This is a genomic window from Streptomyces sp. NPDC055632, assembly GCF_053618675.1.
The window spans coordinates 284,720-305,787 of the sequence record NZ_JBSHHY010000003.1; the positions used below are offsets into that span (position 1 = coordinate 284,720).

At 73.8% G+C, this 21,068-nt stretch carries 21 protein-coding genes; 11 read left to right on the forward strand and 10 right to left on the reverse strand.

Annotated features, from left to right (window positions below; genetic code table 11):
* Positions 1 to 159: 159 nt before the first annotated feature.
* A complete protein-coding gene (locus tag ACWGSR_RS06565; RefSeq protein WP_453563967.1) occupies positions 160 to 351 on the reverse strand; it encodes a DUF1059 domain-containing protein in 192 nt (63 codons plus the stop codon).
* Positions 352 to 551: 200 nt separating this feature from the next.
* Complete coding sequence (locus tag ACWGSR_RS06570; RefSeq protein WP_376246067.1) at positions 552 to 1,091, reverse strand: MarR family winged helix-turn-helix transcriptional regulator; 540 nt, start codon at positions 1,089 to 1,091, stop codon at positions 552 to 554.
* A gap of 149 nt (positions 1,092 to 1,240) precedes the next feature.
* Here ACWGSR_RS06570 and ilvA point away from each other — a divergent pair, with 149 nt between their 5' ends.
* The 3 genes from ilvA to ACWGSR_RS06585 all read left to right on the forward strand — a co-directional run bounded on the left by ilvA (position 1,241) and on the right by ACWGSR_RS06585 (position 4,642).
* Positions 1,241 to 2,470, forward strand: coding sequence for a threonine ammonia-lyase (gene ilvA / locus ACWGSR_RS06575; RefSeq protein ID WP_376246064.1), 1,230 nt, complete (start codon positions 1,241 to 1,243; stop codon positions 2,468 to 2,470).
* Positions 2,471 to 2,651: 181 nt separating this feature from the next.
* Positions 2,652 to 3,782 carry an ATP-binding cassette domain-containing protein gene (locus tag ACWGSR_RS06580; RefSeq protein ID WP_453563970.1) on the forward strand — a complete coding sequence of 377 codons (1,131 nt, stop codon included), beginning with the start codon at positions 2,652 to 2,654 and terminating at the stop codon, positions 3,780 to 3,782.
* A gap of 5 nt (positions 3,783 to 3,787) precedes the next feature.
* Positions 3,788 to 4,642, forward strand: a complete 855-nt coding sequence (locus tag ACWGSR_RS06585; RefSeq protein WP_453564214.1) for an ABC transporter permease — start codon at positions 3,788 to 3,790, stop codon at positions 4,640 to 4,642.
* Positions 4,643 to 4,760: 118 nt separating this feature from the next.
* Here the strand turns inward: ACWGSR_RS06585 and greA are convergent, their stop codons facing one another.
* Together greA and ACWGSR_RS06595 are read right to left on the reverse strand one after the other, a co-directional pair.
* Positions 4,761 to 5,258 carry a transcription elongation factor GreA gene (greA, locus tag ACWGSR_RS06590; RefSeq protein WP_121833827.1) on the reverse strand — a complete coding sequence of 166 codons (498 nt, stop codon included), beginning with the start codon at positions 5,256 to 5,258 and terminating at the stop codon, positions 4,761 to 4,763.
* Between the two features lie 189 nt (positions 5,259 to 5,447).
* Entirely contained in the window at positions 5,448 to 5,849 is a 402-nt protein-coding gene (locus ACWGSR_RS06595; protein WP_376246057.1) for a DUF4307 domain-containing protein, read from the reverse strand.
* Between the two features lie 98 nt (positions 5,850 to 5,947).
* On the opposite strand from ACWGSR_RS06595, the gene mca reads away from it, so the two are divergent.
* Positions 5,948 to 6,829, forward strand: coding sequence for a mycothiol conjugate amidase Mca (gene mca, locus ACWGSR_RS06600; RefSeq protein WP_376246054.1), 882 nt, complete (start codon positions 5,948 to 5,950; stop codon positions 6,827 to 6,829).
* Positions 6,822 to 7,058 (forward strand): hypothetical protein, encoded by a 237-nt coding sequence (locus tag ACWGSR_RS06605; RefSeq protein WP_376246051.1) that lies wholly within the window; start codon positions 6,822 to 6,824, stop codon positions 7,056 to 7,058. Before mca ends, ACWGSR_RS06605 begins: the two co-directional genes overlap by 8 nt.
* Positions 7,059 to 7,395: 337 nt before the next feature.
* On the opposite strand, the gene ACWGSR_RS06610 is transcribed toward ACWGSR_RS06605, so the two are convergent.
* Positions 7,396 to 10,593, reverse strand: coding sequence for a tetratricopeptide repeat protein (locus ACWGSR_RS06610; RefSeq protein ID WP_453563974.1), 3,198 nt, complete (start codon positions 10,591 to 10,593; stop codon positions 7,396 to 7,398).
* Positions 10,594 to 10,958: 365 nt separating this feature from the next.
* Between ACWGSR_RS06610 and ACWGSR_RS06615 the strand changes: the two genes are divergently transcribed.
* Both ACWGSR_RS06615 and ACWGSR_RS06620 read left to right on the forward strand, forming a co-directional pair.
* Positions 10,959 to 11,438, forward strand: a complete 480-nt coding sequence (locus tag ACWGSR_RS06615; protein ID WP_453563976.1) for a hypothetical protein — start codon at positions 10,959 to 10,961, stop codon at positions 11,436 to 11,438.
* 31 nt (positions 11,439 to 11,469) lie between these two features.
* Entirely contained in the window at positions 11,470 to 13,488 is a 2,019-nt protein-coding gene (locus tag ACWGSR_RS06620) for a thioredoxin domain-containing protein (protein WP_453563979.1), read from the forward strand.
* Between the two features lie 79 nt (positions 13,489 to 13,567).
* Here ACWGSR_RS06620 and ACWGSR_RS06625 read toward each other — a convergent pair whose 3' ends face one another.
* Positions 13,568 to 13,975, reverse strand: a complete 408-nt coding sequence (locus ACWGSR_RS06625) for a rodlin (protein ID WP_376234805.1) — start codon at positions 13,973 to 13,975, stop codon at positions 13,568 to 13,570.
* 296 nt (positions 13,976 to 14,271) lie between these two features.
* Between ACWGSR_RS06625 and ACWGSR_RS06630 the strand changes: the two genes are divergently transcribed.
* A complete protein-coding gene (locus ACWGSR_RS06630; protein WP_366371388.1) occupies positions 14,272 to 14,418 on the forward strand; it encodes a hypothetical protein in 147 nt (48 codons plus the stop codon).
* A gap of 94 nt (positions 14,419 to 14,512) precedes the next feature.
* Here the strand turns inward: ACWGSR_RS06630 and ACWGSR_RS06635 are convergent, their stop codons facing one another.
* Positions 14,513 to 14,923 carry a rodlin gene (locus ACWGSR_RS06635; RefSeq protein ID WP_376234812.1) on the reverse strand — a complete coding sequence of 137 codons (411 nt, stop codon included), beginning with the start codon at positions 14,921 to 14,923 and terminating at the stop codon, positions 14,513 to 14,515.
* 219 nt (positions 14,924 to 15,142) lie between these two features.
* On the opposite strand from ACWGSR_RS06635, the gene ACWGSR_RS06640 reads away from it, so the two are divergent.
* Positions 15,143 to 15,553 carry a rodlin gene (locus ACWGSR_RS06640; protein WP_376234815.1) on the forward strand — a complete coding sequence of 137 codons (411 nt, stop codon included), beginning with the start codon at positions 15,143 to 15,145 and terminating at the stop codon, positions 15,551 to 15,553.
* 255 nt (positions 15,554 to 15,808) lie between these two features.
* Positions 15,809 to 16,042: a chaplin gene (locus ACWGSR_RS06645; protein ID WP_376234817.1), complete on the forward strand. Its 234-nt coding sequence runs from the start codon at positions 15,809 to 15,811 to the stop codon at positions 16,040 to 16,042.
* A gap of 86 nt (positions 16,043 to 16,128) precedes the next feature.
* On the opposite strand, the gene ACWGSR_RS06650 is transcribed toward ACWGSR_RS06645, so the two are convergent.
* Positions 16,129 to 17,442 (reverse strand): carboxylate--amine ligase, encoded by a 1,314-nt coding sequence (locus ACWGSR_RS06650; protein WP_453563984.1) that lies wholly within the window; start codon positions 17,440 to 17,442, stop codon positions 16,129 to 16,131.
* Positions 17,443 to 17,640: 198 nt separating this feature from the next.
* Between ACWGSR_RS06650 and ACWGSR_RS06655 the strand changes: the two genes are divergently transcribed.
* On the forward strand, positions 17,641 to 19,242 hold the full coding sequence (locus tag ACWGSR_RS06655; RefSeq protein ID WP_453563987.1) for a glycoside hydrolase family 26 protein: 1,602 nt from the start codon (positions 17,641 to 17,643) through the stop codon (positions 19,240 to 19,242).
* A gap of 12 nt (positions 19,243 to 19,254) precedes the next feature.
* Here the strand turns inward: ACWGSR_RS06655 and ACWGSR_RS06660 are convergent, their stop codons facing one another.
* Positions 19,255 to 20,394 carry a GNAT family N-acetyltransferase gene (locus ACWGSR_RS06660; protein ID WP_453563990.1) on the reverse strand — a complete coding sequence of 380 codons (1,140 nt, stop codon included), beginning with the start codon at positions 20,392 to 20,394 and terminating at the stop codon, positions 19,255 to 19,257.
* Positions 20,391 to 21,056, reverse strand: coding sequence for a lipopolysaccharide biosynthesis protein (locus ACWGSR_RS06665; protein WP_453563993.1), 666 nt, complete (start codon positions 21,054 to 21,056; stop codon positions 20,391 to 20,393). The genes ACWGSR_RS06660 and ACWGSR_RS06665 overlap by 4 nt, the downstream gene beginning before the upstream one ends.
* Between the last annotated feature and the right edge of the window lie 12 nt (positions 21,057 to 21,068).

Consider the following 21,068-nt stretch of genomic DNA (forward strand, 5'->3'; position numbering starts at 1 on the left):
TTTTAAACCCCCCCCCCGGGGGGCGGGCGGGGGCCACCCCGGGGGGGCGGCCGCCCCGGGGGGGGGGCGGGCCCCGGGGGCCCCCCCCCCCGCCCGTTTCCGTTTTTCCGCGTGCTGCTGTGCTGCTGTGCCGCTGTGTTCCTGTGCTTTCGCGCGCCCTCAGGCCGGGACCTTCTCGTCCTCCAGGTCCGCGCGGACCGTGGCCCGCAGCTCGGGGGTGTCCTCGTGGCCGTGGACGGAGACCGCGTGCTCGGCGGCGGCCCGCACCACTTCCTCCTCCTCACCGACGATGGTGAGGGTGCAGTCCATGACGCTCGGCGTCCTGCGGCAGTCGGCGACTTTCCTGGTCATGACAGCCTCCTCGGCACCCGTGCGCGTGCCGTTCCCTTCCAGCCTAGGACCGTTCTCACCCGGCTTCGAGCGGCGGCGCCGCTCCGGCGCGCGCGAAGCGGAGCACGAGCCCGTCGCGCGCGCGGGCGTACGGGTCGTCGTCGCGCAGCCGGTCCCACACCGCGTACGTGCGCGAGGACGCGCGTCAGGAGGGCGCGGGGTCAGGAGGCCGGAGCGGACTCGCTTCCGCCCGTGGCCCCCGGCTCGGCCGGGAGGTGCCCGCTGTGCGCCGACTGGCGTGCGGACAGGGCGGTGTTGAAGCGGGTGAGCAGGGTGCAGAAGGCCTCGCGCTCGTCCGGCGTCCAGCCCTCCGTGACCTCGGCCATCAGCCGGCGGCGCGAGGCGCGGACCTCCTCCAGGCGCGCGAGCCCGCGCTGCGAGAGCTGGAGGACGACCGCCCGCCCGTCCTCGGGGTGCGAGGCGCGCTTCACCAGGCCGGTGTCGACGAGCGGGGCGACCTGGCGGGTGACCGTCGACGAGTCGATCCCCATGCCCGCCGCGAGCGCCTTGACGCCCATCGGGCCTTCCTGGTCGAGCCTGTTGAGGAGCAGGTACGCGGCCCGGTCCATGGAGTTGCGGAGCTGGCCGGTGCCGCCGAGGCGGGTCTGCTCGGCCCGGCGGGCGAAGACGGCCACCTGGTGCTGGAGGGCGTCGAGGAGACCGGGGTCGAGAGCGGTCGTCATGTCCTGGGACGGGGGCATGGCTGTGGGTCTCTCTCGTGCGGGAGCGGTCGGACGGTGGGGGACAGAGTACGCGGACCCGGGGGGGTCCGTACCGGGCCCGTCCAAACCCGTTCGGACACCTGCCCGCCGGGCGGTCACCAGGGCCGTGAGCTGCGAGACTTGCTGTCATGAGCTTCCGTACACCACACCCCTTGCACCGGCTGATGCTCGACGACGTGCGCGGGGCGCAGAAGATGCTGTCCGGGGTGGCCCGCGTGACGGCGATGGAGGGCAGCCGGCACCTGTCCTCCCTGGTGGGAGCGCCGGTGCACCTCAAGTGCGAGAACCTCCAGCGGACCGGCTCCTTCAAACTGCGCGGGGCGTACGTGCGGATCGCCGGGCTGCGGCCCGAGGAGAAGGCCGCCGGGGTCGTCGCCGCCTCCGCCGGCAACCACGCGCAGGGCGTCGCGCTCGCCTCGCGGCTGCTCGGCGTGCGCGCCACCGTCTTCATGCCGGTCGGCGCCCCGCTGCCGAAGGTCGCGGCGACCCGGGAGTACGGCGCCGAGGTCCGCCTCCAGGGGCAGGTCGTGGACGAGACGCTCGCGGCGGCGGAGGAGTACGCGCGCGAGACCGGCGCCGTCCTCATCCACCCCTTCGACCACCCCGACGTCATCGTCGGGCAGGGCACGGTCGGCCTGGAGATCCTGGAGCAGTGCCCCGAGGTCCGCACGATCGTGGTCGGCGTCGGCGGCGGCGGTCTCGTGGCCGGCATCGGGCTCGCGGTGAAGTCGCTGCGCCCGGACGTGAGGGTGATCGGAGTGCAGGCGGAGGGCGCCGCCGCCTATCCGCCCTCGCTGGCCGCCGGGCACCCGGTGGTCGTCGAGTCGCCGGTGACGATGGCCGACGGCATCAAGGTGGGCCGGCCCGGGGACGTGCCGTTCGACCTGGTCAGGGAGTACGTGGACGAGGTCCGCACGGTCTCCGAGGACGCGCTCTCCTCCGCCCTGCTGCTCTGCCTGGAGCGCGCCAAGCTGGTCGTGGAACCTGCGGGCGCCAGCCCGGTCGCGGCCCTGCTCTCCGACCCGGGATCCTTCCGGGGCCCGGTGGTCGCGGTCCTCTCCGGCGGCAACGTCGACCCGCTCCTCCTCCAGCGCGTGCTGCGGCACGGCATGGCCGCCGGGGGCCGCTACCTGAGCCTGCGGCTGCGCGTGACGGACCGGCCGGGGGTCCTCGCGTCGCTCCTCGCGGCCCTGACGGTGGTCGACGCCAACGTCCTGGACGTCAGCCACGTACGGACCGACCCGAGGCTCGGCCTGACGGAGGCGGAGGTCGAGCTGCACCTGGAGACGAAGGGCCCGGAGCACTGCCGGGAGGTGACGGAGGCGCTGCGGGACGCCGGGTACACGGTCCTCGACTGACCTCCGTACACCGGGTACACGGTCCTCGACTGACCTCCGTACACCGGGTACGCGGTCCTCGACCGCCCCCCGTACGCCCCTGACCTCGGCTTGTGGCGCAGATCACTTATTCGGTGGGCGCGGGCCGTCCCCCAAACCTAGGATCGGTGGGAAAAAGTCCCGATCCATGGGGAGTACCCACATGCCAGGCGCGATCTACGCCGAGGGTCTGGTGAAGACCTTCGGTGACGTACGAGCTCTGGACGGGGTGGACCTCGACGTACCCGAGGGCACCGTCCTGGGCCTGCTCGGCCCGAACGGCGCGGGGAAGACCACCGCCGTGCGCGTCCTGACGACCCTCCTGCGGCCCGACAGCGGGCGGGCCGTGGTCGCCGGGATCGACGTCCTCCAGCACCCCGACGCGGTGCGCCGCTCGATCGGCCTCTCCGGCCAGTTCGCGGCCGTCGACGAGTACCTCACCGGCCGCGAGAACCTCCAGATGGTCGGACAGCTCTACCAGATGAAGGCGAGGGCGGCGAAGGCGCGGGCGGGCGAGCTGCTCGAACGGTTCCACCTCGCCGAGGCCGCCGACCGCCCCGCCAAGACGTACTCGGGCGGCATGCGGCGCCGCCTCGACCTCGCGGCCGCGCTCGTGGTCTCCCCGCCGGTCATGTTCATGGACGAGCCGACCACCGGCCTCGACCCGCGCAACCGGCAGGAGCTCTGGGAGGTCATCAAGGAGCTGGTCGCCGGCGGTACGACCCTGCTCCTCACCACCCAGTACCTGGAGGAGGCCGACCACCTCGCCCACGACATCTGCGTGGTCGACCACGGCCGGGTCATCGCGCGCGGCACCTCCGACCAGCTCAAGGCGCAGACGGGCGGCGAGCGCGTCGAGGTCGTCGTCCGGGAGCGGGGGATGCTCGCCGGCGCCCGGGAGGTCCTCGGCCGCTACGGCGTCGCGGGCGCGGGCGGTCCCGGCGACACCGGTGGCTCCGGTGGCCCCGGTGGGCTCGGCGATCCCGGTCCGGGCCGTGCCGAGGTCTCCGTCGAGGAGCACACCCGCATGCTCACCGTCCCCGTCACCGGCGGCGCGAAGCTGCTCGCCGAGGTCATCCGCGACCTGGACGCCGTCGGCGTCGAGATCGACGACATCGGCCTGCGCCGCCCGACCCTCGACGACGTCTTCATCTCCCTGACCGGCCACGCGGCCGAGCGGGAAGAGGAGGAGGACGGCGCCCCGGACCAGCAGGACGGCCGGGGCCGCAGGCACCGCGGAAAGGCCGCGAAGGACGCGGAGACCGCCGAGGACGTGAAGGAGGAGGCGAAGTGAGCACCGTGACCACCGAGGCCCCGGCCCCGGCCCCCCGGCCGCGCGGGGGCATCGCCCAGTCCCTCGGCGACTCCCTCGTCGTCGCCAAGCGCAACCTCATCCGGATGACCCGGATCCCCGAGATGATCCTCTTCGGGGTCATCCAGCCGGTGATGTTCGTGGTGCTCTTCACGTACGTCTTCGGCGGCTCGATGGCGATCGGCGGCACCCTCGACCCCGACGTCTACCGGGACTTCCTGATGGCGGGCATCTTCGCGCAGACCGTCACCTTCGCCACGGCGGGATCGGCGGCCGGCATCGCCGACGACATGCAGAAGGGGATCATCGACCGCTTCCGCTCGCTGCCGATGGCGCGGGGCGCGGTCCTCACCGGCCGCACCGTCGCCGACCTCGCCCAGACGTCGGTCACGCTGCTCGTCCTCGCGATCGTCGCGCTCCTGGTGGGCTGGCGCACCGGCTCCGCCGAGCCGACCAACCCCGGAAGGGTCCTGGCCGGCTTCGCCCTGCTGCTCCTCCTCGGCTACGCCTTCACCTGGATCGGCGCCCTGATCGGCCTCTCCGTCCGCACCCCGGAGGCCGCCACCTCGGGCGGCATCATCTGGCTCTTCCCGGTCACGTTCATCTCGAACGCGTTCGTGGACTCGGACCAGATGACGCCCTGGCTGCGCCACATCGCCGAGTGGAACCCCTTCAGCGCCACCGTGCAGGCGTGCCGGGAGCTGTTCGGCAACCCCGGCGTCTCGACCTCGGACGCCTGGCCGATGCAGCACCCGGTCTGGGCCTCGATCATCTGGTCGGTCCTGATCGTCGCCTTCTTCCGGACCCTCGCGGTCCGCAAGTACCGCTCGGCGGCGTCCTGACCCCCGGCACCGCGTCACCACGCGCACGCGTGTACGGGTGAGGCGCACGGCCGAGACGTACCACTGAGGGCCGGACCCCCATGGGGTCCGGCCCTCGGTCGGTCGTGAAGCGGGAGCCTCAGCCGGTGTACGGCTTCGCGCTGAGGATCTTCACCGCGGCCTTCTTGCCGTTCGGCAGCTCGTACTCGGCGTCGTCGCCGGCCTTCTTGCCGTTGACGCCGACGCCCAGCGGGGACTGCGGCGAGTAGGTCTCGATGTCACCGCTCGCGTACTCGCGGGAGGCGAGGAGGAAGGTCAGGGTGTCGTCCTCGTCGCCGTCGAAGGCGATCGTGACGACCATGCCGGGCTCGACGACGCCGTCGTCCGCCGGAGCCTCGCCCACCTTGGCGTGCTGGAGCAGCTGGGTGAGCTGACGGACCCGGAGCTCCTGCTTGCCCTGCTCCTCCTTGGCCGCGTGGTACCCGCCGTTCTCGCGCAGATCGCCCTCTTCGCGCGCGGCGGCGATCTTGGCGGCGATCTCGGTACGCGCGGGACCAGACAGGTACTCAAGCTCGTCCTTGAGCTTGTTGTACGCCTCCTGGGTGAGCCAGGTGACGTTGTCGCTGGTCTGGGTCACAGGTGCTCCTCGTAGGTACTGGGAATACAAAGCATCGCCCTACACGGGAATGCTGTGCTGTCCCGGGTGGGCGAAACCACGAGCCTAACAATCAGTGGCGAAAAGCGGGAGGACATAAACCACGGAATGGCGTCACCCCAGGTCACGGTGGTGACCCGCCGGGACTCGTCACCGGCTCCCTACCCACCGCTACCGGGCCGTACACCCGATCAGTTCGGCGCTCGTCGCGTGCGCGGTGGTGCGGAGGGAGAAGACCTGGTCGACCCGGGCGGCGGGGTCGTCGATCCGCACGTCCTTGCGGGCCACCTCGGTCCCGTCCTCGGCGCGCGAGCGCAGGGTGCAGACGCCCTCGACGCCCTCGTCCTTGCGGACCTCCAGGTGCACCTGGACCTCGGTGGCGCTCACCACGTCGAACTTGATCAGCTCGGCGCTGATCCTGCTGTCGACGACGTAGTACCAGCCGAACCAGCCGAGGAGGCCGAGGAAGAGGACTCCGAGCACCGACCCGACGACCTTGAGCCTGCGGTCGGCCCGCTCGTCCTCGGAGCGTCCGTAACGCCCCTCGGGCGGCTGCTCTCGCACCGCGCTCATGATCGATCCTCTCGAAGCCGGGGGTGGCGGAATTTTCGGCCCCCCGATTCCGTCACTATAGAGACCTCCCTCCGCGACCAATCACTGAGGATCGAGTCTTGACTGACCAGCTGCGACTGATGGCCGTGCACGCCCACCCCGACGACGAGTCGAGCAAGGGTGCGGCCACGATGGCCAAGTACGTGTCCGAGGGGGTGGACGTCCTGGTGGTGACGTGCACGGGCGGCGAGCGCGGCTCGGTCCTCAACCCCAAGCTCCAGGGCGACCCCTACATCGAGGAGAACATCCACGAGGTGCGCCGCAAGGAGATGGACGAGGCCCGCGAGATCCTCGGCGTCTCCCAGGAGTGGCTGGGCTTCGTCGACTCGGGCCTGCCCGAGGGCGACCCGCTGCCCCCGCTCCCCGAGGGCTGCTTCGCCCTCCAGGACGTCGACGAGGCGGCCGGCGAGCTGGTCCGCAAGATCCGCTCCTTCCGTCCCCAGGTCGTCACGACCTACGACGAGAACGGCGGCTACCCGCACCCCGACCACATCATGACCCACAAGATCACGATGGTGGCCTTCGACGGCGCGGGCGACCCCGAGAAGTTCCCCGTGGACGAGTTCGGCCCGGTCTGGCAGCCCCTGAAGCTCTACTACAACCAGGGCTTCAACCGGCCCCGCACCGAGGCCCTGCACCAGGCCCTCCTCGACCAGGGCCTGGAGTCCCCGTACGGGGAGTGGCTGGAGCGCTGGAAGGAGTTCGAGCGCAAGGAGCGGACCCTGACCACCTTCGTGCCCTGCGCCGACTTCTTCGAGGTCCGGGACCGGGCGCTGATCGCCCACGCCACCCAGATCGACCCCGACGGCGGCTGGTTCCGCGTCCCCATGGAGATCCAGAAGAAGGTCTGGCCGACGGAGGAGTACGAGCTCAGCAAGGCGCTGGTGCCGACCTCCCTCCCCGAGGAAGATCTCTTCGCGGGCATCCGCGACAATGCCTGACATGAGCGCACACCTGGCACTGACCCAGCTTGTCCCCTTCGCCGCCGAAGAGCTGGACAAGAACAAGGTGACCCCCGGCGTCCTCGGCTTCGTCGTCTTCGCGGTCCTGGCCCTGGCGGTCTGGATGCTGATGAAGTCGATGAACCGCCACATGGGCCGGGTCTCCTTCGAGGAGGCCCCGGACCCGGCGGCCACGCCGGCGACCCCGGCGGAGACGCCCAAGAAGTAGCGGCCCCGGCCGGAACCACCGAGAAGCGGCGGATCCGACCGGGCCCCGGGAAGCGGCGACCCTCCCGGCCACGGACACCCCGCCCTCCGGGCCGTACCCCCGCGGTACGCCCCGGGGGGCGTCCGCGCGTCCGGACGCGCGCGGGGGCGGGCGGCCCGCGGGGGACGGGCGCCCGCGCCTTTGCACGCCCGCGCGTACGGGTGGCCCGCTCGCCCGGCACCTCTGCGCCGGCGAGCGGTAGGCGGTCGACGAGCGGCAGGCGGTACGGGGCGGGGCAAGGCCCCGGCCGGGGAGGCTCCGGCGGGGAGGACCCGACGCCCGGGCCCGGCCGGAGGACCTACCCTCCCGGCACCTCCGGCACCTCCGGCGTTCCCGGCGCCCCCGGTGCCGTCGGCACCCCCAGTACGTCCCGCGCCTGCCGGTTCGGGACCAGGCCCAGGTCCCAGGCCTGCCACGGCGTCCCCGCGTCCACACCGCGCGCCAGGACCGCCCCGTACGCCTCGGCGCAGTCGTCCAGGCGCGGGTCGCGCGCCGGGTGCCGGTCCACGACCAGGGCCGCCAGCTCCTCCCGGGCCGTCGCCGTCCCCGGCTCCGGGGAGCCCGGGGCCGCGTGCGGGAGCAGGGTGCAGCGCAGGAAGCGGGCCCAGTCCGCACCGCGCAGATCGCCGTACGAGGCGAACAGGGACCGCGCCTCGTCGCACAGGCCCAGCGCCTGCGGCACGCGCGCGTTGCCCGCGTCGACGACCGCCAGCTCCAGACAGGTCCAGGCCTCCCCGTGCGCCACCCCGATCCGGTGGTAGTCCGCCCGCGCGTCCACGAGGAGCTGACGGGCGAAGCCCGAGTTCCGCAGACCGCCCGTACGGGCCGCGAGCTGGTCGCGGGTGACCCGGCCCGAGTGGTGCCGGGCGCAGGCGAGCCCGTACACGTCCCGCATCCGGGAGAACAGCGTCCGCGCCCGCCCCAGCTCCCGCACCGCCTCGTCGCGGTCGCCGCGCTCCTCCAGGGCGTGCCCCAGGTGGTACAGCGTCCACGCCTCACCCCGCGCGTCCTCCTGCTCCCGGTGCCGGGCCAGCGCGCCGCGCAGCCCCTCCACGGCCGGTTCGGCGTCCCCGGCGGCGAGCCGGGCCCGCGCGAGCTGGGTCAGCGCCCAGGCCTCGCCGCGCCCGTCGTGGATCCGCCCGTACCCGTCGAGCGCGGACCGCAGCTCGGCCTCGGCGCCCGGCACGTCACCGCGCAGCAGCAGCACCTGGCCGCGCTGGAAGTGCGCCCACGCCTCGCCGTGCGGGGACTCGTGCGCCCGGTGCAGCGCGAGGGACCGGTCGAGCAGCGCCGCCGCCTCCGCGAGCCGCCCCCGGTCCCGCTCCACGGCCGCGAGCGCGTGCAGCGTCCAGCCCCGGTCGGCGGCGAGCGCCTCCGGCTCCTGGAGCGCGAGCGCCTCCCGCAGCCGCTCCGCCGCCTCCGCCAGCTTCCCCTGGTGGTGCAGGGTGATCCCGAGCGAGCAGAGCGCGAGGGCCGCCTCCGGGTCCCGGCGGTCCTCCCGGTACGAGGAGACGACCGAGGTCAGGGTCGTGCGCGCCTTGTCCAGCTCGCCGATCTGCCGGGCCGCGATGCCGGTCCGCCACCGCACCGAGCGCGACAGCGGCCCCTGCCCGACCGACGCGGCCAGCTCGTCGATCTCCCCGAGCCGGTAGAGGTCGCCGCGCAGCAGGCAGTAGTCGCAGAGCGCGCCGAGCAGGTCGAGCACGGTCCGCTGGTCGACGCCCCGGCTGTGCCGCAGCGCCGCCGTGATGAAGCTGGTCTCCTCGTCGAGCCAGTTCAGGGCCGCCTCCAGGGAGCCGAAGCCGTGCCCGCCGAACCGGTCGGCGCGGGTCGACATCTTGCCGTCGACCATCCGGATCACCGCGTCCGCCAGCTCCGCGTAGTTGCGGATCAGGCGCTCCTGGGCCGCCGCGGCCGCCGCCGCGTCCTCCTCGTCGAGGAGCCGGGCCGCCGCGAAGCCGCGCACCGCGTCGTGCAGCCGGTACCGCTCCCCGCGCACGTGGTCCAGGAGCCCCGCGCCGGCGAGACCGCGCAGCAGCCGCACCCCCTCGGCGCCGTCCGTGCCGAGCAGCGCCCCGGCCGCCGCCGCGCCGAGCGAGGCCCGCCCGGCGAGCGCGAGCCGCCGCAGGAGCCGCCGGGAGTCGTCGTCGAGGTCGGCGGAGTACCGCGCGTGCAGGGCGCGCCCGACGGGGTCCGTGCCCCGCTCCGGCCGGCCGAGCAGCTCCGCCACCTCGACCGCGGACCGCCGCCCGAGGAGGGAGCCCGCCGCCCGCAGCGCCAGCGGGAGCCCGCCGCACAGCTCCCGGATCCGCCCGGCGGCCTCCGCGTCGTACGGCCCGGGGCCGCCCGCCGCCCGCAGCAGCTCCTCCGCCCCGGCCGCGTCGAGCGCCGCCACTTCAAGGGCGTGCACGGCGGCCGGCACGTCCGGACCGAGGTCCAGCGGCTCCCGGCAGGTCACCAGGACCAGGCTCTCCGAACGCCCGGGCAGCAGGGCCCGCACCTGGGCCGCGTCCACGGCGTCGTCCAGGACCACCACCACCGGCGTCCCGGCGAGCTGCCGGTGGTACGACTCCGTGAGCCGCCGCACCTGTTGCTCCACTGGGGCGCCCTCCCGGAAGAGCAGCCGCTCACGCGGGGCGCCGAGCCGGTTCAGCAGGTGCAGCAGCGCCTCCCGGGTCGCGACCGGCCCCTCGGCCGCCGTACCCGGCACGGCCGTGGCGTTCCCCCGCAGGTCCACCACGCACGCCCCGCGGAACCGCTCGCGCAGCGCGTGCGCGGCCCCGACCGCGAGCGCGGTGCGCCCCGACCCCGGCGCGCCGTGCAGCAGCACCACGGTCGGCCGGGTCTCCACCGAGGCCCTGCCCTCCCGCACCCACCCGGCGATCCGCTCCAGCTCCTCCCGCCGCCCCGCGAACACCCCGGCAGGCTCGGGCAACTGCCCGAAGGACCGCTCCAGGACGGTACGGCTCCGAGCCGCGGCACTCCGGTCGACACCCCGCAGCGACCGCACGGCGGGAGCGGGCTCGGAGGCGGCCGACTCCCTTTCCACGAACGGCCGCACTCCACGGCTCTCCAGAGCCGCCAACCACCGAGCCCGCGCCTCCTCGACGCCCCCGGGGGCCACGGCCCGGGACCCGGACGTCGCCCTCAGCACGCTCGCCGCCGCCCCGGCCACCGCCACCGCGGCACCCGCGCCGAGCGCGGTCCCCGCCGACGTGCCGAGGGCCAGATCGGCCCCGACCGCCGCGACGGCCGCGACCCCGGCGACCAGCGCGGCCCCACCGCCCCGGGACCCGCCGCCCCTCCCGGCCTCCGCCGCCTCCACGGCCCGCAGGAACTCCACGTACTCCCCGCTCACGCCCGCGGCCATCACGTCCAACTCGGCCCGCCCCCGCGCGAGCAGCGCCCCGGCGTCCCCCCGGCCCCGGTCGCGCACCTCCTCCGCCACGACCCGCTCCAACAGCCCCTCGGCCTCGGCCCGGTGACTCTCCCTCATCCGCGTTCCCCCTCCGCACGTACCCGACGAGACGGCCCCAGTCTCCTGCGCGACGCACTCCGGCGCGAGGGAGGAGGCGACGCCCACGGCGACCGATCACCCCGGTAGGTTCGAGCCGGCGCCACATCCTCCCGGTACGACGAGAAAAGGGACGCACCGATGGACGACGAGGCCCCCCGTACGGACGTCACCCTCCGGGCCACGCCCGACGAGCGGGCGGCCGCGCCCCGCGGCGCCCTTCACCGTTCCACGCCGCGGCGGGCTTCCACGAGCCGTCCCCCGGTGGAGTCCGGATCGACGATCACGGCCGGATCGGCGGTACGCGAACGGGCCGAGGCGGCAGCCACACCGAACTGTCGGCCCAGGTGCGGGGCGCCGAGCGCATCGCCGACGCCGCCTGGTGCGCGCACCTGGTCGACTTCCTCGCCACCGCCCTGGACGGGGCCGACCCCGCCTTCGCGCGGATCGGCCACCTCGACTTCCAGGAGACCACCGACCTGGAGGCGGCCCTGAAGCGCCCCCACCGCCGCTCGCTGCGCGAATCCCGGACCCTGCTGCGCGGCTACTCGTGGGTCACCGGCGTCCCCGCCGAACTGGCCGCCCGACTCGGCGGTCCGACCGCACTGGAGGCCACCGGCGCCTTCCACGCGGTGCGCGAACTGCACGCCGGCGGCCTGCTGCTCCAGTCCACCGAGACGCTCGCCGACCACGACCGGCCGCACCTGGAGGCGGTGTTCCACGCGTTGGCCCCGGTCCTCCCACCGGGCATGCCCGGCGAGGACCCCGGCCGCCCCGCCCTCCGACTCGCCTTCGAGGACGCGAGCCGGGCCCACGGGGGTTCGTGACCCCGGAAGGCCCCCGTGCGACGATGGCGGTATGAACCGGTTGGCTGGTGTGACCTCGCCGTATCTGCTTCAGCACGCTGAGAACCCGGTCGACTGGTGGCCGTGGGGACCCGAGGCGTTCGAGGAGGCGCGGCGGCGCGACGTGCCCGTCCTCCTGAGCGTCGGCTACTCCGCCTGCCACTGGTGCCACGTCATGGCCCACGAGTCCTTCGAGGACGACGCCACCGCCGCGCTGATCAACGACGGCTTCGTCGCCGTCAAGGTCGACCGCGAGGAGCGGCCCGACGTCGACGCCGTCTACATGGAGGCGGTCCAGGCCGCCACCGGGCAGGGCGGCTGGCCGATGACCGTGTTCCTCACGCCGGACGCCGCGCCCTTCTACTTCGGCACGTACTTCCCGCCCGAGCCCCGTCACGGCATGCCCTCCTTCGGCGAAGTCCTGGCGGGCGTCCGGGACGCCTGGGCCGGGCGGCGCGGGGAGGTGGACGAGGTCGCGGAGCGGATCGTGAAGGAGCTCGCCGGCCGCTCCCTCGCGTACGGCGGCGACGGCGTCCCCGGTGAGGAGGACCTCGCGCAGGCCCTCCTCGGCCTCACCCGCGAGTACGACGCCACCCGCGGAGGCTTCGGCGGCGCCCCCAAGTTCCCGCCGTCGATGGTCCTGGAGTTCCTGCTCCGCCACCACGCCCGCACGGGCTCCGAGGGCGCCCTCCAGATGGCCTCCGACACCTGCGAGGCCATGGCCCGCGGCGGCATCTACGACCAGCTCGGCGGCGGCTTCGCCCGCTACGCCGTCGACCGCACCTGGACGGTCCCGCACTTCGAGAAGATGCTGTACGACAACGCCCTGCTCTGCCGGGTGTACGCGCACCTCTGGAAGGCCACCGGCAGCGACCTGGCCCGCCGGGTCGCCCTGGAGACCGCCGACTTCCTGGTACGGGAACTCCGCACGCCCGAGGGCGGTTTCGCCTCCGCGCTCGACGCCGACTCCGACGACGGCACCGGCAAGCACGTCGAAGGCGCCTACTACGTCTGGACCCCCGAGCGGCTCGCCGAGGTGCTCGGCCCCGAGGACGCCGCCGTCGCCGCCGCCCACTACGGCGTCACCGAGGACGGCACCTTCGAGGAGGGCAGCTCCGTCCTCCAGCTCCCGCAGGACGCGGGTGTCGCCGACGCGGAGCGGATCGCGTCGATCGCCGGCCGGCTCCGCGCCGCCCGCGAGGAGCGCGCCCGCCCGGGCCGGGACGACAAGGTCGTCGCCGCCTGGAACGGCCTCGCGATCGCCGCGCTCGCCGAGACCGGCGCCCTCTTCGACCGCCCCGACCTGGTCGAGCGCGCCACCGAGGCCGCCGACCTGCTCGTCCGGGTCCACATGGACGAGGGCGCCCGCCTCACCCGTACGTCCAAGGACGGCCGGGCGGGCACCAACGCGGGCGTCCTGGAGGACTACGCCGACGTGGCCGAGGGCTTCCTCGCCCTCGCGGCCGTCACCGGCGAGGGCGCCTGGCTGGAGTTCGCCGGCTTCCTCCTCGACCTCGTCCTCGACCGCTTCACCGCCGAGGGCGGCGCGCTGTACGACACGGCCCACGACGCCGAGACCCTCATCCGGCGCCCCCAGGACCCCACCGACAACGCCACCCCGTCCGGCTGGACCGCCGCCGCCGGGGCCCTGCTCTCGTACGCGGCCCACACCGGCTCCGAGGCCCACCGGGCCGCCGCCGAAGGGGCCCTCGGCGTCGTCAAGGCCCTCGGCCCCCGCGCGCCCCGCTTCATCGGCTGGGGCCTGGCCGTCGCCGAGGCCCTCCTCGACGGCCCCCGGGAGGTCGCCGTCGTGGGCGACCCCGGCGACGAGGCCTTCCGGGAGCTGCGCCGCGCCGCGCTCCTGGCCACCGCACCCGGCGCGGTCCTCGCCGCCGGCGCCCCCGGCGGCGAGGAGTTCCCGCTCCTGGAGGGCCGGCCGCTGGTGGCCGGGGGACCCGCCGCGTACGTCTGCCGCCGCTTCACCTGCGACGCGCCGGTCACCGACCCGGACGAGCTGCGCCGGAAGCTCTGAGACGGGCCCGGAACGGGGACGGCCCCGCCACCCCTCCGAAGAGGGGCGGCGGGGCCGCGCCGGAACCGGGTCCGGTCGCTCAGCTGTTGCCGGCGCCGTTGCCGGACAGGACCGGGATGTCGCTGAGGATGTGCGACAGCGGCTCGTCGCCCTTGGCCTGGGTCGAGTTCTCGACGCACTGCTGGTTCTGCGGGGAGGACAGGACGTTGATGTCCTGGACCGTGATCGGGATGAGGCCGATCAGCGAACCGGCGTTGACCTTGGCCGGCAGGCCGACGCAGGGCTTGTTGAGCGAGCCCTGGACCAGCGCGAGCTGCGGGCTCATGTTGCCGTAGGTGGCGGAGTTGCCGTACGCCTGGGTGGCGCCGTTGCCGCTGAGCGAGGTGGTGCCACCGTCGTCGGCGATCGCGAGCGCCTGCCCGGCGCCCGTCGCCGTCGCGCCGAGGACCGTCGCGGCCACAGCAGCCGTAGCGAACAGCTTCTTCATCAGTTCAGGCCTTTCGGATACTGGCTCGCCGATTGCCGAGCCGTACTGATCAACCGGCGGGAATGCCGAAGGTTCCGGGAAGTCCACCGGACGGACTACGGGCAGATGAGCGAAACACCCTGCCCCGCACCGTATTTCGAGCCGTTCGCACACAGGTGCGCGACGCGGCGTGGAGAGGGTGAATCACTCTCCCGCGCCCATTGTGTAATGATGCGGGAATCCCAGCGGAAGGAGCGAAGATGGCGCCGGAGCCCGGGAAATGGGAACGGATGGCCTTCATTCCGAAGAGCCGGTACGTGAGCGACCCGACCCCCGCGGACCGCACTCCGTTCCCGGTCTATTCCGCCCTGGTGACGCAGTGGACGCAGGCGGGCCGCGCGGTGCCGGGGGTGCCGGACCGGGAGTGGGAGCGCCTGATGGCGGCCCCGGTCTGGCCGCGCTGAGGAGACGTACGGCACGACGAAAGGGGCCGCCCCGGAGGGCGGCCCCTGACGCGGGAACGTGACGTGTGAACGGCGTCGCGTCCGGACGGGGACGTCAGCTGTTGCCGACGCCGTTGCCCGACAGGATCGGGATGTCCTCCAGGAGGTGCGACAGCGGCTCGTCGCCCTTGGCCTGGGTGGAGTTCTCGACGCACTGCTGGTTCTGCGGGGAGGACAGGACGTTGACGTCCTGGACGGTGATCGGGACGACGCCGATGAGGGAGCCGAGGTTGAGCTTGGCCGGCAGGCCGATGCAGGGCTTGTTGAGCGAGCCCTGGATCAGAGCCATCTGCGGGCTCATGTTGCCGTACGTGGCGGAGTTGCCGTACGCCTGGGTGGCGCCGTTGCCGCTGAACGAGGTGGTGCCGCCGTCGTTGCTGATGGCGAGCGCCGGGGAGGCCACGGCGGCGGAGGCGCCGACGATGGAGACGGCCGCGGCCGCGGTGGCCATAACCTTCTTGATCACGGGAGTTCCCTTCTAGAACCTGCTCCGTGCAGGGAGCGACCTGATCAACAGGGGCCCGGACGCGGGGGTTCCGTCGTGTCACCCTCTTGGCGGAGCGCGCGCGGCAGCGCGAAACGAGTGCCCCTTCGAAAGGGTGAAGCGCCGGAACCAAACCCTCCGGAGGCAGTTGAGCCGGGCGCATCAATCAGGTCGATTGGTGGGAACAGGAACGGAATCACCGTGATCAAGAAGATTGTGGCGGCTGCGGCTGTTGCGGCCTCCGTCGTCGGCGCTTCTGCCGCGGCGGCCTCCCCGGCGCTGGCGATCGCCGACGACGGCGGTACCACCTCGCTCAGCGGCAACGGCGCCACCCAGGCGTACGGCAACTCGGAGACCGCGGGCGACTTGAGCCCCCAGATGACGCTGGTCCAGGGCTCGCTGAACAAGCTCTGCCTCGGTGTTCCGGTCAAGGGCAACCTCGGCTCCCTCATCGGCGGCATCCCGGTCACCGTCCAGGACGTCAACGTCCTGTCCTCCCCGCAGAACCAGCAGTGCGCGGACAACTCGACCCAGGCCAAGGGCGACGAGCCGCTGTCGCACATCCTGGACGACATCCCGGTCCTCTCCGGGAACGGTGTCGCCAACGGCTGACCCGCGGCGCGTACGGCAGGGCCGGAGGAGAACGGCGACGTTCTCCTCCGGCCCTGTTCCGTTCGGGCGCCGGCATTGTTCCGTGCGGGCGGTTCCGTGCTGGCAATGGGGTGAAATAGTCACCTCCTGCGTTATTCAGGTTTCCTTTGTGCGGGATGTTCGTTGTGTTGTGTACTGCGGAGGCCGGGGAAATCCCCTCCCCGGGCATCACGAGATCCGTGAGAATTCTTCCGCCGAGGAAAGGATCCAGACGAAATGAACTGTAAGAAGGCTGCGGCCGTCGTCGCCGGAATCGTCCTGGCCATGGGTGTGGCGTCGCCCGCCTTCGCGGACGCCGACGCGGAGGGCGCGGCCGTCGGCTCGCCCGGCGTCCTGTCCGGCAACGTCATCCAGGTCCCGATCCACATCCCGGTCAACGTCTGCGGCAACAGCGTGAACATCATCGCGCTGCTGAACCCGACCCTCGGCAACGTCTGCGTCAACGACTGACCCGACGCGGTACGCGGACACGCACGGGGCCGGCCCCGGGGAGCACCCTCTCCCCGGGGCCGGCCCTTGTCGTGCCGCGGCCGCGTTCAACGGGGGGTGAGCCGGTCGGACGAGTCCTCCGGGGCGGTGCGGGGCGCCGGTGGCGCGGCGGCGTCCGCCGGGCGCGCCCCGCCGGGCGTCCACCGCCCGCGCAGCGCCGCCAGGGCCTTGCGCAGCAGGTGCGCGAGCCAGGCGCGGCCCATGGCGAGCGCGGGCAGCGGGTCGTCGGCCGCCCACCACGCCCACTCGGTCGGCCGCCGCACCCCGCCGGTCTCGGCCGCGTACCGCCGGCGCGGGACGGCGAGCAGCGAGAGCAGCGCGTAGTTCTCGGCCACGAACCGGCGCCCGTACGCGGGGGAGGGCGGGGGTACGGGGCGCCCGGTGAGGTCCAGGTGGAGCGCCCGGACCGCGTCCAGGCCGTCCTGGTCGGTGAAGAGCCGGAACTGCGCGCCGGGCCGGGGGTTGAAGTCGAGCAGGTGGTACGCGCCGGTCGTCCGGTCGAGCCGGAAGTCCAGGTCGCACACGCCCCGGTAGCCGAGCGCGTCGAGCAGGGTCCGGGCCGTCCGCTCCACCGCCGGGTTCACGGTCCAGCGGCCCGCGGCGGTCAGCCCGGCCCCGGTGGGCCAGGCGCGCTCCTTGCGCCCGGTCGCCCCGGTCGGGCAGCGGCCCGCGGAGTCCACGTACCCCTGGAAGAACCAGTCCAGGTCCCGGCCCTCGGGGAGGAGCTCCTGGAGGAGCAGCCGGCTGCCGGCCTCCGGGGCGCGGGCGTACAGCTCCCGGACCTCGGCGAGCGAGTGCACGATCGACGTGCTGCGCAGCCCGGCGCCGGCCGGCAGCAGCCAGGGCCGGCTCCACTTGGCGACCACCGGGAGGCCCAGCGCCCAGGCCATGGCGGCGGCCTCGTCGGCGTCGGCGGGGAGCGCGGTACGGGGGTGGGGCAGGCCCAGGGCCGCGCAGGTCTCGGCGAGCGCCGCCTTGTCGGCGACCCGCAGCAGCTGCGCCTCGGTCTGCTCGGGCAGCAGGAAGCGCGGGGCGAGCTCGGCGCGGCGGCGGGCCAGGGCGAGTGCGGTGACGTCGTCCAGCGGGACGGCGAGCAGAGGGGCCGACGCCCCTTCGGACACCTCGTCCCCGACCCGGAGGAGGAAGTCGGCCAGCTCGGCGGAGGAGGCGGCCTCGGGACCGGGGCGGGCCGACCGGAGGTGGCGGGAGCGGGCCACCGGACTGGACCGCGACTCGACGACGGCGTGGACCGGAATTCCCGCCCGGCCCAACGAGCGGACCGCCCCGAGCGTGCCGTGGTGAAAGGGGTTCCGGTCGAGCCGTACGAGGACGGCCGGGACGCGGGTGTCATAACTCGGCACGGCATGCCCTTCGTCTCGGTGCACCAACCGGGCGATCAAATCCTCTAATGGACCAGCGAGCGAAGGAAAGCCGAGTTCACGGACGGCTTATTAGGAATACTTTCGGAACATCTGATTGACGATCAGTCACCTACTGCGCGACGCGGAGGAGCGGCCATGAAAGCTGCAAGCCGGAGAACTTCGAGAGCGTGGCTGGGGGTGTTCACCGCCGGTCTCCTCGCCTCGGGCTCCCTCGCGCTGTCGCCCTCCGCCCACGCCGCGGAACCCGTGGACGGACGGGAGGCGGGGAAGACGCGCGAAGCGCGGGACCCCGGGCCGTCGTCGGTCGCCGGCGCCATGGGGGCCTTCCTCTCCTCGGGCGCGTATGGGGTCGCCCGCATCGGCGAACTCGAACGCTGGCTCGGCGGCCGCGAACTCCGCGTCGGCCACACCTACCTGCCCGGCGACCTCTGGAAGAACATCGAGGGACCCCCCGGCTTCCTCGACGCCTGGGCGAACTGGCGCAACGAGAAGGCCGACCGCCTCTTCGTCCTCAACGTCCCCATGCTGGAGCGCAACGAGGCCCGCGTCCCCGACGCCGAGGTCCGCCGACTGCTCCGGCGCGGTGCGGCCGGGCAGTACGACCACCACTTCAGGACCCTCGCCCGGCGCCTCGTCGAGCTGAGGGCGAACGACACCGTCGTCGTCCTCGGCTGGGAGATGAACGGCATCACCTACACCCACCGGTGCGGCCCCGACCCCGAGGCGTGGAAGGCGTACTGGAACCGCATCGTCGCCGCGATGCGGTCCGTCCCCGGCCAGAAGTTCCGCTTCGACTTCAACCCGAGCCGCGGCCGGGACGCCGTTCCGTGGACCGAGTGCTACCCGGGCGACGACACCGTCGACATCATCGGCATGGATTCGTACGACCAGCCGCCGGGGAGCAGTTTCGACGAACACGTCAACGAGCCGTACGGTCTGCGGAAGCAGATCGATTTCGCGGCCGAGCACGGAAAACTGATCTCCTATCCGGAATGGGGCCTCTTCCGGAACGGCGACAACCCGGAATACATGCGGCGCATGCTCGAATGGATGGAGCTGCACAAGCCGCTCTACCACACGATCACCGATTACTGCCCGCACGGCGTCTGGCAGTGCGACGACAACCCGCGGTCGTCGCTGGTGTTCCGTCAGATGCTCTACGGGAAGGAGCCGGAGCTCCCGACGCCCGAGCCGACGCCTACGCCCACTCCCACTCCGACGCCCACTCCCACTCCGACGCCCACTCCCACGCAGCCCGCGCCGGAACCCAAGCCCGAGCCGACGCCGACGCCTACTCCGACTCCGACGTTGGAACCCGCGCCGACGCCTACGCCGACTCCCACGCAGTCCGAGCCGAAGCCCGCGCCGACGCAGACGACACCCGCGCCGACACCGACGCCTACGCCCACACCCACGCCGACGCAGTCCGAGCCGAAGCCCGCGCCGACGCAGACGACACCGGAACCCAAGCCGATGCCCACGCCCACACCGACACCGACACCGACTCCCACACAGCCTGAGCCGAAGCCCGCGCCGACGACGCCCACTCCCACTCCCACTCCCACGCCGACACCCACCCCCACACAGCCCGAGCCGAAGCCCGAGCCCACGCCCGTGCCCCTGCCCACGCCCGTGCCCCAGCCGGACTGCTGGACCGTCAACCTCGGCTCCTGGGTCGAGAGCTGGATCGGCGGGCCCGTCTGCGTGTCGAAGGACTCCTGGAAGGGCGGGGCCGACCTCGACTGGAAGGAGGCGCTCAAGGGCGTCTGGCCCTTCTGACCGGGGCGGAACTCAACCGCCGTCGCGGGGCGGGCGACCCTTGACCCGGTCGAGCGCCCGCCCCGCCCAGGCGCGTTCCCGTGCCTGGCGGGCCGCCCAGCGCCGCGCGTCGGCCGCGCCCGCGCGGAGCCAGAGCAGCGGGGCCGTACCGGGCCCGGCGAGGAGCAGGCGGCGGTTGCGGACGGGTTCCGGGCGCCAGTGGTGCTTGTACGACTCGCTGCCCCGCAGCATGCTCAGCGTGGCCCGCCCGCCCGCACTGGTCTCGCGGGCCCCGTGCCGCAGCAGCATCGTCGCCACGTCGACCTTGCGGGCCCGCAGCGCCGGGTCGGCCCCGTACAGGTAGCCGCCGGCCAGCCGCGGCGACATCAGCGTCAGGTCGGCGGCGACCACGTCCCCGGCGAGCCGGAACTCGGTGACCATCGCGTCCCCGCGCTCCACCATGGGCCGCACGGCCCGGTTCAGGTGCTGGGCGAAGCGCTCGCTGGTGTGCTCGGCGGTGACGCCCCGGCCCTGCCACTGGAGCCGGTGCAGCGTCAGGAGCCGGTCCAGGGCGGCCGGGACCTCCTCGCCGGTCACCACGCGCGCGTCGATGCCGAGCGCGTCCAGCTTCCGCAGCTTGGCGCGTACCCGCTGGGCCTTCCCGGAGGGGATCCGTTCGAGCAGGCCCTCCATCGGGACGGCCGGCAGCTCCAGGCACAGCGAGTCGGGCAGCCGCCGGCGCGGCCCCCGCCAGTGGGCGAAGACCCGTTCGCCGGCCGCGCCCGGCCGGACCTCCCGCAGGTCGACCACCGCGCCCCGGGCCGCCCGCGCGAGGGCCCGGGCCAGGGCGGGCGCCGCCTCCGGGCAGTCGTCGTCGAGGAGCACGTCCGTGAAGTCGGTGATCGAGCCGCCGAGCGGGGTGAGGACGGGCAGCGGGCCCCGGGCCCGCATCAGGGGCGCGGCGGCGACCAGTGCGCCGTCCCCGCGCCGTACGAGCACCACCCGCAGCGCACCGGGCCGCCCGTACGAGAGCCACCAGGAGTGCAGCCAGGAGTGGGACTGGAAGGGGGTGGCGGAGGAGCAGCGGCCGTACAGCGCCGTCCACTCGGCCGCGAGCCGCCCGAACCCCTCCTCGTCACGGCAGACCTCCGTCCGCAGGGCGCCCGCGGTCACACCGTCTCCGGCTGGTGCGTGCCGGCCGCCGGAGCGGGCACCGGGGCCCCGGCCCGGCGGGAGTGGCGGGACTCGCTCTGCGCGGCGGCCCGCTTCGGGCGGACGAGGAGGGCCAGACCGCCGAGGAGGCCGCCCGCGCAGCCGCCGACGAGCGCGGAGAGCGACGCGGACGGGGAGACCGGGTCGACGGGCTTCGTGGCGCGGGAGAACTGCACGACCTTCACGCCGGTGCTGGACGCCACGTGCGAGCTGTCGAGGATGAGCGCCCGGGCCACCCCGTCGGCCATGGACACGGCCTTCGCGGGCCGGGCGGCCCGCGCGGTGATCGAGATCATCGGGGCGTCCGGGGAGGTCTCCGCCGTCACCTGCTTCCGCAGCGTCGCGGCCGTCACCCCGGCCCACACCTGGGCGTCGCCGGTCACCGCGATGTCGGTGGCGACCCGCCCGTACGCCTGGGCGAAGCCGAGCGCCCCCGCCGGGTCGGACTTCTCGCCCGGTACGACGATGACGTAGCTGGTCGCCGCGTACTCCGGCGTCTTCAGGGCTCCGTAGCCGCCGCCGAGCACGGCCCCGGCGAGGACGGCGGCGGGCAGCACCGCCCAGCGGCCGGGGAGGCGGAGCCCGGCGGGCGGGAAGGCGCGGGAGGCTGTGGTGGTCTTCATGGGTCGGGCTTC

Bases quoted from the DNA above. Each gene is read 5' to 3' on its own strand.
- ACWGSR_RS06565 (WP_453563967.1), bottom strand. From the start codon at position 351: ATGACCAGGAAAGTCGCCGACTGCCGCAGGACGCCGAGCGTCATGGAC.
- ACWGSR_RS06570 (WP_376246067.1), bottom strand. From the start codon at position 1,091: ATGCCCCCGTCCCAGGACATGACGACCGCTCTCGACCCCGGTCTCCTC.
- ilvA (WP_376246064.1), top strand. From the start codon at position 1,241: ATGAGCTTCCGTACACCACACCCCTTGCACCGGCTGATGCTCGACGAC.
- ACWGSR_RS06580 (WP_453563970.1), top strand. From the start codon at position 2,652: ATGCCAGGCGCGATCTACGCCGAGGGTCTGGTGAAGACCTTCGGTGAC.
- ACWGSR_RS06595 (WP_376246057.1), bottom strand. From the start codon at position 5,849: ATGAGCGCGGTGCGAGAGCAGCCGCCCGAGGGGCGTTACGGACGCTCC.
- ACWGSR_RS06605 (WP_376246051.1), top strand. From the start codon at position 6,822: ATGCCTGACATGAGCGCACACCTGGCACTGACCCAGCTTGTCCCCTTC.
- ACWGSR_RS06610 (WP_453563974.1), bottom strand. From the start codon at position 10,593: ATGAGGGAGAGTCACCGGGCCGAGGCCGAGGGGCTGTTGGAGCGGGTC.
- ACWGSR_RS06620 (WP_453563979.1), top strand. From the start codon at position 11,470: ATGAACCGGTTGGCTGGTGTGACCTCGCCGTATCTGCTTCAGCACGCT.
- ACWGSR_RS06625 (WP_376234805.1), bottom strand. From the start codon at position 13,975: ATGAAGAAGCTGTTCGCTACGGCTGCTGTGGCCGCGACGGTCCTCGGC.
- ACWGSR_RS06645 (WP_376234817.1), top strand. From the start codon at position 15,809: ATGAACTGTAAGAAGGCTGCGGCCGTCGTCGCCGGAATCGTCCTGGCC.
- ACWGSR_RS06665 (WP_453563993.1), bottom strand. From the start codon at position 21,056: ATGAAGACCACCACAGCCTCCCGCGCCTTCCCGCCCGCCGGGCTCCGC.